This is a genomic window from Streptomyces sp. NPDC001750, from assembly GCF_042892615.1.
GTDB lineage: Bacteria > Actinomycetota > Actinomycetes > Streptomycetales > Streptomycetaceae > Streptomyces.
In genome coordinates this window covers 384,015-398,727 of record NZ_JBIAUE010000001.1, presented here as the reverse complement: position 1 = coordinate 398,727, position 14,713 = coordinate 384,015, and the positions used below count along the sequence as shown (strand labels likewise).

General features: G+C 70.8%; 13 protein-coding genes. 5 read left to right on the top strand and 8 right to left on the bottom strand.

Going from position 1 to position 14,713, the window contains the following annotated elements; genetic code table 11:
• Positions 1-66 precede the first annotated feature (66 nt).
• Positions 67-687 (bottom strand): class I SAM-dependent methyltransferase, encoded by a 621-nt coding sequence (locus ACFYY6_RS01710; protein ID WP_389191251.1) that lies wholly within the window; start codon positions 685-687, stop codon positions 67-69.
• Between the two features lie 101 nt (positions 688-788).
• Between ACFYY6_RS01710 and ACFYY6_RS01705 the strand changes: the two genes are divergently transcribed.
• Positions 789-1,454, top strand: a complete 666-nt coding sequence (locus tag ACFYY6_RS01705; protein WP_389191248.1) for a hypothetical protein — start codon at positions 789-791, stop codon at positions 1,452-1,454.
• A 161-nt stretch (positions 1,455-1,615) separates the two neighbouring features.
• On the opposite strand, the gene ACFYY6_RS01700 is transcribed toward ACFYY6_RS01705, so the two are convergent.
• Positions 1,616-2,773 carry a methyltransferase domain-containing protein gene (locus tag ACFYY6_RS01700; RefSeq protein ID WP_351519296.1) on the bottom strand — a complete coding sequence of 386 codons (1,158 nt, stop codon included), beginning with the start codon at positions 2,771-2,773 and terminating at the stop codon, positions 1,616-1,618.
• 502 nt (positions 2,774-3,275) lie between these two features.
• On the opposite strand from ACFYY6_RS01700, the gene ACFYY6_RS01695 reads away from it, so the two are divergent.
• A complete protein-coding gene (locus tag ACFYY6_RS01695; protein WP_388648512.1) occupies positions 3,276-4,124 on the top strand; it encodes a polysaccharide deacetylase family protein in 849 nt (282 codons plus the stop codon).
• Here the strand turns inward: ACFYY6_RS01695 and ACFYY6_RS01690 are convergent.
• A complete protein-coding gene (locus tag ACFYY6_RS01690; protein WP_389191460.1) occupies positions 4,115-4,651 on the bottom strand; it encodes a DUF6234 family protein in 537 nt (178 codons plus the stop codon). The genes ACFYY6_RS01695 and ACFYY6_RS01690 overlap by 10 nt on opposite strands.
• 254 nt (positions 4,652-4,905) lie before the next feature.
• Here ACFYY6_RS01690 and groES point away from each other — a divergent pair, with 254 nt between their 5' ends.
• Entirely contained in the window at positions 4,906-5,214 is a 309-nt protein-coding gene (gene groES, locus ACFYY6_RS01685; protein WP_073786877.1) for a co-chaperone GroES, read from the top strand.
• Between the two features lie 100 nt (positions 5,215-5,314).
• A complete protein-coding gene (gene groL / locus ACFYY6_RS01680) occupies positions 5,315-6,940 on the top strand; it encodes a chaperonin GroEL (protein ID WP_073786879.1) in 1,626 nt (541 codons plus the stop codon).
• Positions 6,941-7,146: 206 nt separating this feature from the next.
• Here the strand turns inward: groL and ACFYY6_RS01675 are convergent, their stop codons facing one another.
• The 5 genes from ACFYY6_RS01675 to ACFYY6_RS01655 form a co-directional block, all read right to left on the bottom strand.
• Entirely contained in the window at positions 7,147-8,175 is a 1,029-nt protein-coding gene (locus ACFYY6_RS01675; protein ID WP_389191245.1) for a hydroxyacid dehydrogenase, read from the bottom strand.
• A 47-nt stretch (positions 8,176-8,222) separates the two neighbouring features.
• Entirely contained in the window at positions 8,223-9,077 is an 855-nt protein-coding gene (locus ACFYY6_RS01670) for a carbohydrate ABC transporter permease (RefSeq protein ID WP_351519244.1), read from the bottom strand.
• Positions 9,074-9,967 carry a sugar ABC transporter permease gene (locus ACFYY6_RS01665; protein ID WP_351519243.1) on the bottom strand — a complete coding sequence of 298 codons (894 nt, stop codon included), beginning with the start codon at positions 9,965-9,967 and terminating at the stop codon, positions 9,074-9,076. Before ACFYY6_RS01665 ends, ACFYY6_RS01670 begins: the two co-directional genes overlap by 4 nt.
• Positions 9,967-11,295, bottom strand: coding sequence for an ABC transporter substrate-binding protein (locus ACFYY6_RS01660; RefSeq protein WP_389191242.1), 1,329 nt, complete (start codon positions 11,293-11,295; stop codon positions 9,967-9,969). Before ACFYY6_RS01660 ends, ACFYY6_RS01665 begins: the two co-directional genes overlap by 1 nt.
• Before the next feature lie 278 nt (positions 11,296-11,573).
• Positions 11,574-12,665, bottom strand: coding sequence for a substrate-binding domain-containing protein (locus ACFYY6_RS01655; RefSeq protein ID WP_351519240.1), 1,092 nt, complete (start codon positions 12,663-12,665; stop codon positions 11,574-11,576).
• Positions 12,666-13,128: 463 nt separating this feature from the next.
• Here ACFYY6_RS01655 and ACFYY6_RS01650 point away from each other — a divergent pair, with 463 nt between their 5' ends.
• Positions 13,129-14,655, top strand: coding sequence for a right-handed parallel beta-helix repeat-containing protein (locus tag ACFYY6_RS01650; RefSeq protein WP_351519238.1), 1,527 nt, complete (start codon positions 13,129-13,131; stop codon positions 14,653-14,655).
• The last annotated feature ends 58 nt before the right edge of the window (positions 14,656-14,713 follow it).

Here is a 14,713-nt window from a genome sequence, read left to right as displayed (position 1 = left end):
GCAGACCGGTCGACGCACGATCGGGCCCGTTCGGCAGGCGGCGTCCGTTCGGTGCGCGGCGCCCGATCAGCGCACGGCCACGCCCAGCGAGGCGGCGCCCATCGCCCTCGGCGCGCCCTTCTCGTAGAACACGTCGAGGTCGGTGATCGTGAAGCCCGCGGCCGTCACCATCCCGGCGATCGGCCGGGTCAGACGGCAGCCCCCGAAGAGCCGCCGCTCCAGCGGGTCGAGGCGGTGCTGCAGGCGGCGCACGTCCTCGTCCTCCTCGGGCGCCAGTCCGTGCTCCAGGAAGTGCAGGGTTCCGCCGGGCTTCAGGACCCGCCGCACCTCGCGCAGCGCCGCGTCGGCGTCCGGGATCGTGCACAGCGTCCAGGTGGACAGGGCGCCGTCGAAGGTCTCGTCGTCGAACGGCAGGTACCGACTGTCCAGCCCGGCGCGCCGCACCGGAGTGAGTCCCGCGTGGACGCGGTCGCGGGCGAGGCGCCAGCCGAGGTCGGACGGCTCGATCGCGGCCACGCCCGTGACGGTGTCCGGGTAGAACGGCACATTGCGCCCGGAGCCGAAGCCGATCTCGACGATCTCGCCGTACAGGCCCTCGCAGACCCGGCTCCGCAGCGGTTCCGTCGTCTTCATCCCGCCGACCACGTCGACGATCCGGGGCACGATCCGTTCGGCGTAGAACCCCATCAGGAACCTCCGTCTGTCCCTCTCCAGCATGGCACCGGGGCGGTCCCCGCGCATCGCACGTTGCGCGGAAGCGGTGGTCCGCGCTCGATAGGGTCGGGTCCATGTCATTGCGCACCCAACTGCCGCCGCCCCCGCCGCCCGTGGAGATACGTGCCTGGCCCGGCCATGAGGCGATGCTCGCCGACCGGGCCGGGGTGCTCGCGGAGCTGGTGAGACGGCACATGTCGTTGGGGCGGCTGGCGCTGCTGTGGCTGTGGGCCGTGCTCTGCGCGCTCGGCTGGTCGCTGGTGGGTGCGGCGATGACCGCGTTCGAGCAGACCTCCGACTTCTTCAGCGCCGTGCTCGCGCTGATCCTCGTCGTCATGGGCGTCTGCTGCGTGGTGCCCGCCGTCGTGCTCGTCGCCGTCGGGCTGCGCCGCGACCGTGACATCCGTCGACTGCTCGTATCCTGGGGCGAGTTGGGGCGCGACCCGGCCCGGGACGCGGGGCTGCGGATGCCGGGGACGGCCCTGGTGTGGCTGCTGCTGTCCTACGCGCTGTGCGCGCTCGGGCTGTACATGTGCTTCGCGTTCCCGGCGGCCGAGGAGGCGGTCCAGGAGTCCTACGGGCTGGTCACCCTGGTCATGGGGCTCGGGATGATCGCCTGGATCACCGGACTGATCGGCCTCGTCAAGGCGTTCACCCACCGCCGCTGGGTGATGCGGGTACTGGCCGGGGCGCCCGCCCCGCAGCCGCTGTTCTCCACCGGCGGCGGCGCGCACCGCTGACCCGCGCACCACTGACCGCGGTCCGGCCCGACGCGTCCGGCGCCCGGCCTCTTCGAGGGCCGGGCGGACCAGCGAGGCAAGTCCGGACGGGGCCCCGGGCCGGGGACGGGTCAGCGGCCGGCCGGCGGCCCGTCCCCGACCGGTGGGCCGGTCGGCGCCGGTCAGGTCAGCGGCCGGCCGATCAGCATCGTCGGCGCCCCGGCCACCCGGGTCAGGAACACCGTGGCGGCGTTCGGTCCCCGGAGCTTCATCCGGCGGCGCAGCTCCTCCGGTTCGACGGCCGAGCCGCGCTTCTTCACCGTCAGGACGCCCACCTCCCGCTCCCGCAGCAGCGCCTTCAGCTTCTTCATGTTGAACGGCAGCCGATCGGTGATCTCGTACCCGGAGGTGTACGGGGACGCGTACGGCCGGTCGCTCGTGACGTACGCGATGGTCTCGTCGATCAGCCGCCCGTCGCACCGCGCCACCACGTCGGCGACCAGATGGGCGCGGATCACGGCGCCGTCCGGCTCGTACAGATAGCGCCCGACCGGGCCGACCGGCGGGGCGGGCGGCGGGGCCGCCGACCACAGACCGGCCCCGGCCGGGAGCACGGTGGCGCGGTACGAACCGGCCGTGAAGCCCTCGCCGAACCAGAGCACCGCCTCCTTCACATCGCCGCCGTCCGAGATCCACTCGGCCTCCGCCCGCTCCGGGATCGCCTCGTGCGGGATGCCGGGGGCGATCTTCAGTGCGGCGCGGGGGGCCCGCAGCGCGGCACCGGTCGCCCAGGAGAGCGGCGGCGAGTACGCCTCGGGGTCGAAGATCCGGCCCCGGCCGCCGCGCCGGGCCGGGTCGACGAAGACCGCGTCGTACCCCGAGGCGTCGACCTCGGTCACATCGGCGCACCGCACCTCGATCAGGTCCGCCAGACCGAGCGCGGCGGCGTTGGCGCGGGCCACCTCGGCGGTCAGCGGGTCGCGGTCCACGGCGAGGACCCGGATGCCCGCCCGCGCGAACGCGATCGCGTCGCCGCCGATCCCGCAGCAGAGGTCCGCGAGGCTCCGCACCCCGCCCGCCTCGGCGAACCGCCGGGCCCGGTGCGTGGCCACCGACGTACGGGTCGCCTGCTCGACACCGTTCGGCGTGAAGAACATCCGGTACGCGTCCGCGGCACCGAACTTCGCCACCGCCCGCTGCCGCAGCCGTGCCTGCCCCAGCGCCGCCGACACCAGGGCGGGCGGGTGCGTGCGGCGCAGCCGGGTGGCGGTGGCCAGCTCCTGGGCGGGGTCGTAGGACCGCAGTTCGTCCAGCAGAGCCGTTCCCTCGGGAGTGCGCAGGGCCCGGAATGCGGCGAGCGGACCGTCGGCGCCGGAGGCGTCACCGGTCCCGGACGTGGCGTCGGCCCCGGACGGGGCGTCCGTGCCTTCCGGGATGTCCGCGCCGGACGTGGCGTCGGCGCCGAATGGGGCATTCGAGTTGTTCGGTCCTGCCGGGTCGGGCGAACCGGCCGGGTCGTTCGGGGCGAGAGCGTTCACCCGCCCCATTGTGAGCCAGTCGGGTCGACCGGTGGGGCCGGAGGTGGTGTCGGGCCGGAGCGCCCTTCGTGAGCTGGCAGCATGCAACGCCACGTCATTTATACGACTAATGCGACGGAGGGAAGGATGAGCCATGACGGCGTGTGAATCGGGCCCGTGCGCGTCCCGCGGGCCGGGCTCCGCAGGGCGTCGGCCGACCCGCGCGGTCCTGGCCGCACTCCTGGTCGCCGCGGTCGGTTCGGGGTGCGCCTCCGGGCCCGCGGATCGGGCGGACACCGGCCCCGGGCACCGGACCGGTGCGTCCATGGGCCCCTTTCCCGGGCTGCCCACCGAACCGCCCCCCGGGCAGCCCGGCGGACCGGGATACCACGGAGGGGCCGGAGCCCCGGCCGACCGCGGCGCCCCCGCCGGGGCGCGCGAGAACGCGAAGCTCGCCCCGGCCGTACGGGCCGCCCTCGCCAAGAAATGGGGGCTGGCCCGCGCGCCCCTGATCGCGCCCCCGCCCGCCGCCAAGCCGCGCATCACCACCCGGAGGGGCTTCGAGGTCACGGGCGGCGACGCCTCCCTGCCGCCGGTCTTCACCACCGTCCCGACCAAGGACCGGGTGGTGTTCCTGACCATGGACGACGGTGCGGAGAAGGACCCCGAACTGCTGCGGATGATGGACGAACTGGACATCCCGTACAGCGCGTTCCTCACCGACCACGAGGTGCGCGGAGACTACGGGTACTTCGGCGAGGCGCAACGGCTCGGCGTCGGCCTCAACAACCACACCCTCAGCCACCCCTACCTCCCCGGGCTCTCGTACGAGGAGCAGAAGCGCGAGATCTGCGGTCAGCAGGACATCATCGAGAAGCAGTTCGGGAAGCGGCCCGTCCTCTTCCGTCCGCCGTACGGCAACTACAACGGGGACACGCTGCGCATCGCGAAGTCCTGCGGGATCAAGGCCGTGCCGCTCTGGAACGCGGAGGCGTTCCCGGACCACATGGAATGGCGCGAGGGGGACGGGAAGCTGCGCCCCGGCGACATCATCCTCACGCACTTCCGGGGCCGGAACGAATGGGGCGCCGACATGACCGAACTGGTCCGCGCCGTCATGAAGACGATCACGGACCAGGGGTACGCGGTGGCCCGTCTGGAGGACTACGTATGACCGGAGGGCCGCGCACGAGCCGCGCGGGAGGGCGCGTACGGGACGTGCGAGGCGTACGAGACGTGCAAGAGGCGCCGGACGGGCGGGGCGGGCGCGCCGCTGACGGCGACGGCCGGGTGCGCGCGGTCGGTGCACGGGAGTGCCGAGCGCGGGCGGTCGGGCGCGCCGACGGTCTGCCCTCGGCCACCCGAGTCCCGGCACTCGCCGCTGTCGTCGCCGCTGAGGCACGGGTGGCCGGACCGGCCAGGACCGCGCGCCGGGGTGGGCACCGGCTCCGGGTGCGAGCGCCGGCAGTCCTCGTGCCGGGCCGGCACCGTCGCGACGCACAGCAGGAGCGCGGCCGACAGCTGGATCGCGCCCGCCCAGGGCCATTTTCGCCGGATCAGCGGCACGGCCGGCAGGCGGATCAGGACCGTGAGCCCGCGGTGGACGAGGGCGGGCGTCCCGTCCATCGGCGGCGGAGTCGTCGGTTCCGTTCGGCGGCGTTCCGGCGCGAGAAGGCGATGTGGACGGCGGCGACCGCGCAGATCACTCCTCCGGGGCCAGCAGGCGCCTCGGCACCCCGGGCCGACGGGGAAGTCCGGACGCCACGACTGGCTGAATTGGCACTCCGCTTGACCGAGTGCTAATCGCGGTCATAGTCTCGGTGCTGGCACTCACCGATGGAGAGTGCCAGCAGTACTGTGCGACTGGCAGGTCCGGCACCCGCGACGACGGATCCACCTGGTCGCCACACACAGACTCTTAACCCCGTGAGATCTCCGAAGGGGGAGACCGGATCGTGTCGACCGCCAGCACCAAGGTTGCGATCAAGCCGCTCGAAGACCGCATTGTGGTCCAGCCGCTCGACGCCGAGCAGACCACGGCCTCCGGCCTGGTCATCCCGGACACCGCCAAGGAGAAGCCCCAGGAGGGCGTCGTCCTGGCCGTGGGCCCGGGCCGCTTCGAGAACGGCGAGCGCCTTCCGCTCGACGTCAAGACCGGCGACATCGTGCTGTACAGCAAGTACGGCGGTACCGAGGTGAAGTACAACAGCGAGGAGTACCTCGTCCTCTCGGCTCGCGACGTGCTCGCGATCATCGAGAAGTAATTCACCCACGTCTGCTTCCGTTCCGCGCCCCTGGCCCCGTGCGTTGTGATCAGCCGGGCGGCCGGGGGCGCGGTTCGTTCGAGAGGAAAGCTCAGCTCCCATGGCGAAGATCCTGAAGTTCGACGAGGACGCCCGTCGCGCCCTCGAGCGCGGCGTCAACAAGCTTGCCGACACGGTCAAGGTGACGATCGGCCCCAAGGGCCGCAACGTCGTCATCGACAAGAAGTTCGGTGCCCCCACCATCACCAACGACGGTGTCACCATCGCGCGCGAGGTCGAGATCGAGGACCCGTACGAGAACCTCGGTGCCCAGCTGGTGAAGGAGGTCGCGACCAAGACCAACGACATCGCGGGTGACGGCACGACCACCGCCACCGTGCTGGCCCAGGCGCTGGTCCGCGAGGGTCTGCGCAACGTCGCCGCCGGCGCCTCCCCGGCCGCCCTGAAGAAGGGCATCGACGCGGCGGTCAAGGCCGTGTCCGAGGACCTCCTCGCGACCGCCCGCCCGATCGACGACAAGTCCGACATCGCCGCCGTGGCCGCGCTCTCCGCGCAGGACCCGCAGGTCGGCGAGCTCATCGCGGACGCGATGGACAAGGTCGGCAAGGACGGTGTCATCACCGTCGAGGAGTCCAACACCTTCGGTCTGGACCTCGACTTCACCGAGGGCATGGCCTTCGACAAGGGCTACCTGTCGCCGTACATGGTGACCGACCAGGAGCGTATGGAGGCCGTCCTCGACGACCCGTACATCCTGATCCACCAGGGCAAGATCGGCGCCATCCAGGAGCTGCTCCCGCTGCTGGAGAAGGTCATCCAGGCCGGTGGCTCCAAGCCGCTGCTGATCATCGCCGAGGACGTCGAGGGCGAGGCGCTGTCGACCCTCGTCGTCAACAAGATCCGCGGCACCTTCAACGCCGTCGCCGTGAAGGCCCCCGGCTTCGGTGACCGCCGCAAGGCCATGCTCGGCGACATCGCCACCCTCACCGGTGCGACCGTCATCGCCGAGGAGGTCGGCCTCAAGCTCGACCAGGCCGGTCTGGACGTGCTGGGCACCGCCCGCCGCGTCACCGTCACCAAGGACGACACCACGATCGTGGACGGCGGCGGCGAGCCCGGCGACGTCAAGGGCCGGGTCAACCAGATCAAGGCCGAGATCGAGGCCACGGACTCCGACTGGGACCGCGAGAAGCTCCAGGAGCGCCTCGCGAAGCTGGCCGGCGGCGTGTGCGTGATCCGCGTCGGTGCCGCCACCGAGGTGGAGCTCAAGGAGAAGAAGCACCGTCTGGAGGACGCCATCTCCGCGACCCGCGCCGCGGTCGAGGAGGGCATCGTCTCCGGTGGTGGCTCCGCTCTGGTCCACGCCGTCAAGGTCCTGGAGGGCAACCTCGGCAAGACCGGCGACGAGGCCACGGGTGTCGCGGTCGTGCGCCGCGCCGCCGTCGAGCCGCTGCGCTGGATCGCCGAGAACGCCGGCCTGGAGGGTTACGTCATCACCTCCAAGGTCGCCGACCTCGACAAGGGCCAGGGCTTCAACGCCGCGACCGGCGAGTACGGCGACCTGGTGAAGGCCGGCGTCATCGACCCGGTCAAGGTCACCCGCTCCGCGCTGGAGAACGCCGCGTCCATCGCGTCGCTGCTGCTCACGACCGAGACCCTGGTCGTCGAGAAGCCGGCCGAGGAGGAGGCCGAGGCCGGTCACGGCGGCCACGGCCACGCGCACTGACGCGTAACCCCGGCATCAGCCACCGAGGCCCGGTGTCCCGTCGCGGGATACCGGGCCTCGGCCTGTGTGCGGGTCCGGGCGGCCGTGCGCCGTACGAGGTGCGGGCACCGGATCCCGGGCCCCGGACACGTGGACACGCGGACGGCCCGTGGCCGAGGGGCCACGGACCGTGGGAGGAGCGGGCGGCGGAGCCGCGCCGCGGGCGGTCACGCCGACCGGGTCAGCACCCCCGCGCGGACCGGGTCCGCGAACGGCTTCCCCTGCGTGTACCGTTCCAGCTCGTCCAGCGCCTGGTCGGCCATCCGGTGCAGCTCACCGCCGAGCGAACCCGCCACGTGCGGGGTGAGCAGGACGTTCGGCAGCTCGTACAACGGCGAGTCGGCGGGCGGGAGTTCGGGATCCGTCACGTCCAGCACCGCGTGCAGCCGCCCCGACACCAGCTCCGGCAGCAACGCCTCCTCGTCGACCAGCGAACCGCGCGCCGTGTTGATCAGCGTGGTCCCGGTCGCCATGGCCGACAGTTGCGCCGCGCCGATCAGGTGATGCGTCTCCGGGAGTTGCGGTGCGTGCACCGAGACCACCGAACTGCCCGCGCACAGCTCGTCGAGCGAGGTGAGCCGTACGCCGAGCCGGGCCGCCTCCGCCTCGTCCACGTACGGGTCGTACAGCAGGACGTCCAGGTCGAAGGGGCGCAGCAGCTCGATGACGCGCCGGCCGATGCGGGAGGCACCGATGACGCCGACGGTGCGGCGGTAGTTGCCGGAGCCGCCGAGTTCCGCGAGCCAGTCGTGCTCGGCGCGCAGGGCGCGGTAGCGGTCGGCGGAGTGCAGGACGCGCTTGTTCGCGAAGAGGATCGCGGCGAGCGTGAACTCGGCGACCGGCAGCGCGTTGGCCCCGGCGGCGGAGGTGACGGCGATGCCGCGTTCCCAGCAGGCGTCGGTGATGTGGTGCTTCACGGAACCGGCCGCGTGCACGACAGCCCGCAGCCGGGGGGCCGCGGCCAGTACCTCGGCGGTCAGCGGGGTCGCGTCCCAGCAGGTGAACAGCACCTCCGCCTCGGCGAACGCGGCGGCCACCTCGGGCGACGGATCGGTCAGGTCGTGGGCGACCAGGTACGGGTCGGTGCGGGTGAGGGCGGCCAGCCGGGCGCGGTGGCGGTCGGCGAGCAGACGGTCGGCGATGCCCGGACCCATCGCGAGCAGGGCCGTCGGCCGGTTGTCAGTGGCGTGGGTCATGGTGGTACCCGTACTCCTCGGGGCTCGTGGGGGGCTCGTGGGAAGGGTCACTTGACGCTGCCAGCGGTCATACCGGCCTTCCAGTGCCGTTGGAGCGAGACGAAGGCGACGATCAGCGGGATGACGGCCAGGAGCGAACCGGTGACGACGAGCGGGTAGAAGCTCGGCTCGCCGTGGGTGTTGGTGTTCCAGGAGTACAGGCCGAGGCTCAGCGGGAACAGCTTGCGGTCCGAGAGCATCACCAGGGGGAGGAAGAAGTTGTTCCAGATCGCGGTGAACTGGAAGAGGAAGACGGTCACGAAGCCAGGCATGATCATGCGCAGTCCGATGGACCAGAAGACGCGCAGCTCACCGGCGCCGTCGATACGGGCGGCCTCCAGGGCCTCGTTCGGTATGTAGCCGGTGCTGAACACCCGGGCGAGGTACACGCCGAACGGGTTGACGAGCACCGGGATCAGCACCGACCAGTAGGTGTTGACCAGGCCGGTCTTGGAGGCCAGCAGGTACATCGGCAGGGCGAGGGCGGTCGTCGGAACGAGCACGCCCATCAGCACGAGTCCGAACAGCTTCTCCTTGCCGCGGAACTCGTACTTGTCGAAGGCGTATCCGGCGGCCACGCAGATCAGCGAGCAGACGAGTGCGCCGATGCCCGCGTACAGGAGGCTGTTGAGGTACCAGCGGAAGTAGATGCCGTCGCCGTAGGAGGCCAGGTTCGACAGGTTCTCGCCGAGGTTGAAGCCCTGGAAGGAGAACGCGTTGCCCGCGAGCAGGTCGCCGGTGTCCTTCGTGGCGGCGGTGACCAGCCAGACGAGGGGGAAGAGCATGTAGACGACGGCGAGCAGGAGGAAGCCGTTGACCGCGGTCTTCGACATCCAGCGGCCGCGGGAGGCGGGGGAGTTCATGCTTTCTTGCCCTTCCGGCCGGTGAAGCGGGTGACGACGAAGGACAGCAGCGCGGCCGTGAGCGCCAGCAGGATGGACGCGGCCGCGGCGAGACCGTAGTCGTTGCGCTCGAAGGCCGCGGTGTACGCGTACATGTTCGGCGTCCAGGTGGAGGTGACGGCGGAGCCGGTCCCCTTGTTGAGGATCAGCGGCTCGGTGAACAGCTGGAGCGAGCCGATGACCGTGAACAGGGCGACCATCACGACCGAGGCGCGGATCAGCGGCACCTTGATGCCGACCGCGATGCGCCAGGCACCGGCCCCGTCGACCGTCGCCGCTTCGAGGACGGAACGGTCGATGGCCTGCAGGGCGGCGTAGAAGATCACCATGTTGTAGCCGAGCCACTCCCACAGGGCGATGTTCACGACGGAGGGGAGGGCGCCTTCGGGCGAGAAGAAGTCGAAGCTGAGTCCGCCGGACTCCATCGCGCTGACGACCGGGCTGAGCTGGGGCGTGTAGAGGTAGACCCAGATCAGCGCGGCGATGATGCCGGGCACGGCGTGCGGCAGGAAGAGCGCGAGCTGGAAGAAGCGGCGGGCGCGGGCCAGCGCGGAGTCCAGCAGGAGGGCGAGGGCGAGGGCCCCGATGAGCAGCAGCGGAATGTAGAACAGGCAGTATCCGAGGAGTACGCCGAAGCCCTCGCGGAACGCCCGGTCGCCCAGGGCCGCCGTGTAGTTGTCGAGTCCGCTGAAGACGGTCTCGGTGCCGCCGAAGCCCAGGCCGGACTGCTTCTCGGTGAACAGGCTGAGCCAGACCGCGTATCCGATCGGCAGCACCATGGCCACGGTGAACAGTACGAAGAAGGGCCCCAGCAGGATGGCGGCGGCTCTGGTCGTCCGGGCGTGTTTCATCAGCCTGCGTCCTCGACCTTCAGACCGCGCTTCTTCAGCTCGGCGACCGTGGCGTCGTGCCCGGCCTTCACGGCGTCCTTGATGGTGGTGGAGCCGCTGGCGACCTTGCCGAACTGGTCCTTCATGGTGGTGTTCGTGGTGCCGGTCGTCGGGCCCCAGTTCCAGTTCTGGCCGATCGACGCCGCGGCGCCCTCGAACACCTGGTAGATGTCCTCGCCGCCGTAGTAGCCGGCGTCGAACGCCTTCTTCGCGACCGGGCGCAGCTCCGAAGCGGCCGGGAAGGCGCTGGAGGTGCCGGACTCGATGCGGGCCTTGATGCCTTCCTCGGTGGTCGACATCCAGGTGGCGAACTCGACCGCGGCCTCGGCCTTCTTGCTGTTCTTGGTCACCGCGAAGGTGGAGCCGCCGAGCATGCCGCTGGCCGGCTTGCCGTCCCAGCTGGGCATCGGGGCGACGGCCCACTTGCCGCTCTGCTCGGGCAGGGTGCCCTTGAGGACGCCCGCACCCCAGGCCGCGCCGAGGTAGCCGACGGTGCCGCCGCTCTTGAGCGAGTTGGTCCACTCGGGGCTGAACGAGGCGTTCGAGCGGATCAGGTCGTCGTCGAGCATGCCCTGCCAGTAGTCTGCGACCTTGTTGGTGGCGGCGTCGGTCGTGCTGACCTTCCAGGTGTCGCCCTCGGGCTTGTACCACTGGGCGCCGGCCTGCCAGGCCATCGCCTGGAACGTGGTCGGGTCGTCGGGGAAGAAGGTGCCGATCCGGGCCTTCTTGTCGGCCTTCTTGATCTTCTCGGAGGCCTTGCGGAAGTCGTCCCAGGTCTTGGGGACCTCGACGCCGTACTTCTCGAACAGGTCCTTGCGGTAGTAGAAGGCCTGCGGGGACGCGTCGAACGGGACGGCCCAGCTCTTCCCGCCCAGCGTGGTCAGTTCCACGGCCTGGGGGAGCAGCTTCTTCTTGATGTCGTCGGTGAAGTACTTCCCGATGTCCTGGAGCGCGCCCTGGCTGACGTACTCCGGGAGCTGCGGGTACTCGATGGAGACCAGGTCGGGGGCGTTGCCCGCCTTCACCGCGTTGGAGATCTTGGCGTAGCCGCCGGCGTTGCCGGACGGGATCTCCTCGTAGACCACCTTGATGTTCTTGTGCGAGGCGTTGAACGCGTCAACGACCTCCTTGGACCCCTTGGCCCAGCCCCAGAAGGTGATGCTGACGGGCTTCCCGTCGCTTCCGGAGGCGGAACTGTCGTCACCGTTGCCGCCACAGGCCGTGAGAAAGGCGAGGGCGGTGGCGGCGCCGACGACGGCGAGGGACGTTCTGCTCGAACTGCGGCTCACAGCGAGACTCCTGAACAGGCGACGACATTGGCGTTGGCCGAGATCTTTCGACCAGCCGTGACCGAAGTCAAGAGCGAAAGAGCGATTGATCGAAAAAAGATCAGATACATTACGTGTCGAAGCGGGCGGAACGCCGTGTGCTACGAACGGGTGAAGGGCGGGGGAACACCCGCCCGCCGTCTCCCGTCCCTCGGCCTTCCGCCTCGTGTTCGTGTCCGCCGGGTCCGCCGTGTCGTCGTTTCCGCGTCTCCTACGTCGTCGTTCCTACGTCGTCGTTCCTACGTCTCCGAGAGCGAGGCCCCGCAGGAGTCCCGGACCCTCAGCTGCGGCAGCAGTGTCAGGTGCCGCCGGGGCGTGCCCGAACTCCGGCCGAGCCGTTCCACCAGCAGTTCCGTCGCGTGGCGGCCCACGTCGCGCTTGGGCGGCGCCACCGCCGTGAGCGGGGTGTCCGCGAGCCCCGCGACCTCGTCGTCGTAGGCGATCAGCGCCAGGTCGTCCGGCACCCGCACGTGCAGCTCGGCCAGGCGCTGCATCACCTGGATCGCGTCCACGTCGTTGTGGACCAGCGCCGCCGTCGCCACTCCCGAGGTCACCGCCTCGCGCAGCGCCTGCACGGCCTCCTCGAAGGCCTCCGGCGCGAGTTCGGCGGGGACGGAGTCGATCACGTCCTGCGGCGGGCGCAGCCCGAGCACGTCGAGGGCCTCCGCGTACCCGGACCGCACCGCCACGGCGGTCGGGGAGTCGGCGCGGGCCATCAGCAGCGGCGCCCCGTGTCCGAGACCCACCAGGTGGCGCATGGCGAGCAGCACTCCGTACGCGTGGTCCGAGCAGACCCGGTCCAGGCCGTCGAGCGGGGAGCCCGCGGCGGGCCTGCGTTCCAGCAGGACGGTCGGCACCGGCAGCGAGGCGATCCAGTCGCCGAAGGCGGCGGGGTCGCCGGGGTGCTGCCAGCCCGGCGCGATCAGCAGCCCCTCGGCGCCCGCGGCGAGCAGGCCCTCGGTGCGGGCCTGGTCCTCCTGCGGGCGGTAGTCGGAGATCCGCAGGATCAGCCGGGCGCCCGCCCGGGCGGCGGCCTCGTGGGCGCCGCGGATCACCTCGGCGAAGTAGTACGTCGACGAGGGCGCGAGCATGCCCAGGACGAGGCCGTTGCCCCCGGTCCCTGCGGCGGGGGCAGGGGCGGCGTCGCGCGGCCAGGACACCGAACCGTGCACCCGGTCGAGCAGGCCCCGGCCGGCCAGCTCCTCCACGTCCCGGCGCGCGGTGACGGGGGAGACCCCCAGCTGTGCGGCCAGGTCCGAGACCCGGGCCGAGCCCCGTTCCCGGACCAGGGCCAGCAGGCGGTCATGACGTTCAGCAGCACTTTCGCGCACGGCGGCAGTCCCCTCGCAGTGTTGTGGCCCGATCTCCGGACCTGCCGGTGCCGGAGCCGTTGTCCGACCCTAGACCAACGTGATCGAACGATGGGAGTTTCGATCATTCAAACGCGATCCATTGACGTTCGATCAATCCGAGTCCAGGATTCCGGGCAGTCCGAGTCCGGGATTCCGGCAGGTCCGAGCCCGGTTGTCCGGTGGCGCCGGTTCGCCCTGCCCGGCTCCACCGACCGTCGACCCGCTCCGTTCCGTTCCCGGACCCGGCCCGGCCTCGATCCGGACCTGATCATTCGCCCGCCCTCGATCGTCCGTCCTCGATCATTCACCCTCGGTCATTCGCCCCGACCTCGACCGTTCGTCCCGACCGTTCATTCGACCTGACCGTTCGCCCGGCCCCGTTCCCAACCGATCGTCCGTTCCCAACCGATCGTCCGATCTTGACAGTTCGTACGGAGGAATTGTGAGTCATCGTGTCACCGCTGCCGCGCTCGCGGCCCTGACGGTCGCCGGCCTGACCGTCGTCGGCCAGGGCGCCGCGCAGGCCGCGCCCAACGGCCGTACCTACCACGTCGACTGCGCCGCCGATCCGGCCGGTGCCACCGGCAGCAGGCAGCATCCGTGGACCACGCTGGCCGAGGCCAATGCGCACACCTACGGCCCCGGTGACCGGCTGCTCTTCAAGCGCGGCGCCACCTGCACCGGCACCCTCGCCCCCGAGGGCGCCGGTTCCGCCCGTTCCCCGTTCACCATCGCCGACTACGGCAACGCCCCGGACCGTGCCAAGCTCGACGGGGCGGGCGCCCACGACGTCGTCCTGCTCGCCAACACGCAGTACGTGCACCTCAAGGCGCTGGAGATCACCAACGCCGACAACCCCGGCAGCGAGCGCAACGGCGTCCGCCTGCGCCTCACCGACTACGGTGTCGCCCGCGGCTTCGTCGTCTCCGGGCTCTACATCCACGACGTGCGCGGTGGCGACTACAAGACGCTCACGGGCTCCAGCGCGATCCAGATCGCCGTCGAGGGAACCGCGAGGGCCAGCTGGTACGACGGCCTGGACATCGCGCACAACCGCATCGAGGACGTCGACCGCGAGGGCATCTACTTCAAGTCGACCTTCTCCAAGCGCGATCTGGTCGGCCAGCAGCAGGACCCGAACGTCTACCCCGGGGAGTGGACGCCCAGCACCGGCGTCCGCATCCACCACAACACGCTGAAGTCCCTGGCCGGTGACGGCATGAAGCTCGACACCACCAGCGGAGCGCGCGTCGACCACAACCGGATCGACGGCTTCCAGCTGCGCTCGCCCTCGGCCAACGCGGGGATCTGGACCTTCAACACCGACGACACGCTCATCGAGTACAACGAGGTCTCGGGCGGCGGGAACACCCACGACGGGATGTCCTTCGACGCCGACGGCGCCTCGCGGAACACGGTCTTCCAGTACAACAACAGCCACGACAACAAGGGCGGCTTCCTGCTGATCTGCCCGTACAGCGGCGCCAAGACCGTCGGCACGGTCGCCCGCTACAACGTCAGCCGGAACGACGGTGCCCGCCTGATCCAGAACTGCTGGGGCCCGATCCTCGACACGAAGATCTACAACAACACCTTCCACAACAAGGAGCAGATCCCCGGATACCTCGTCCAGGACGACGCCGGCAGCCCCGCCACCACCCAGCACGAACTGTCCATCCGCAACAACGTCTTCGTGAGCGAGGGCATCGGAGGCTACGCCTTCAAGAACCCGACGCCCGGGCTCTCCTTCGACCACAACGCCTTCCACGGCATCGACATGACCCGCCCCAACCCCGGCGGCATCACGGCCGACCCGAAGCTGCGGGCCGACTTCCGCCTCGGCGCGGGATCGCCCGCCCTCGCCGCCGGAGCCGTCATCGAGGACAACGGCGGCAAGGACTACTTCGGCAACAAGCTGAAGCCCGGCGCCCCGAACATCGGCGCCTACGCGGGCCACGGGGTGCGCTGAAACCCCTCCGGGAACCGGATCCCGCCGCCCCGGCACCGGATCGCGTCGTCGCGCGGTG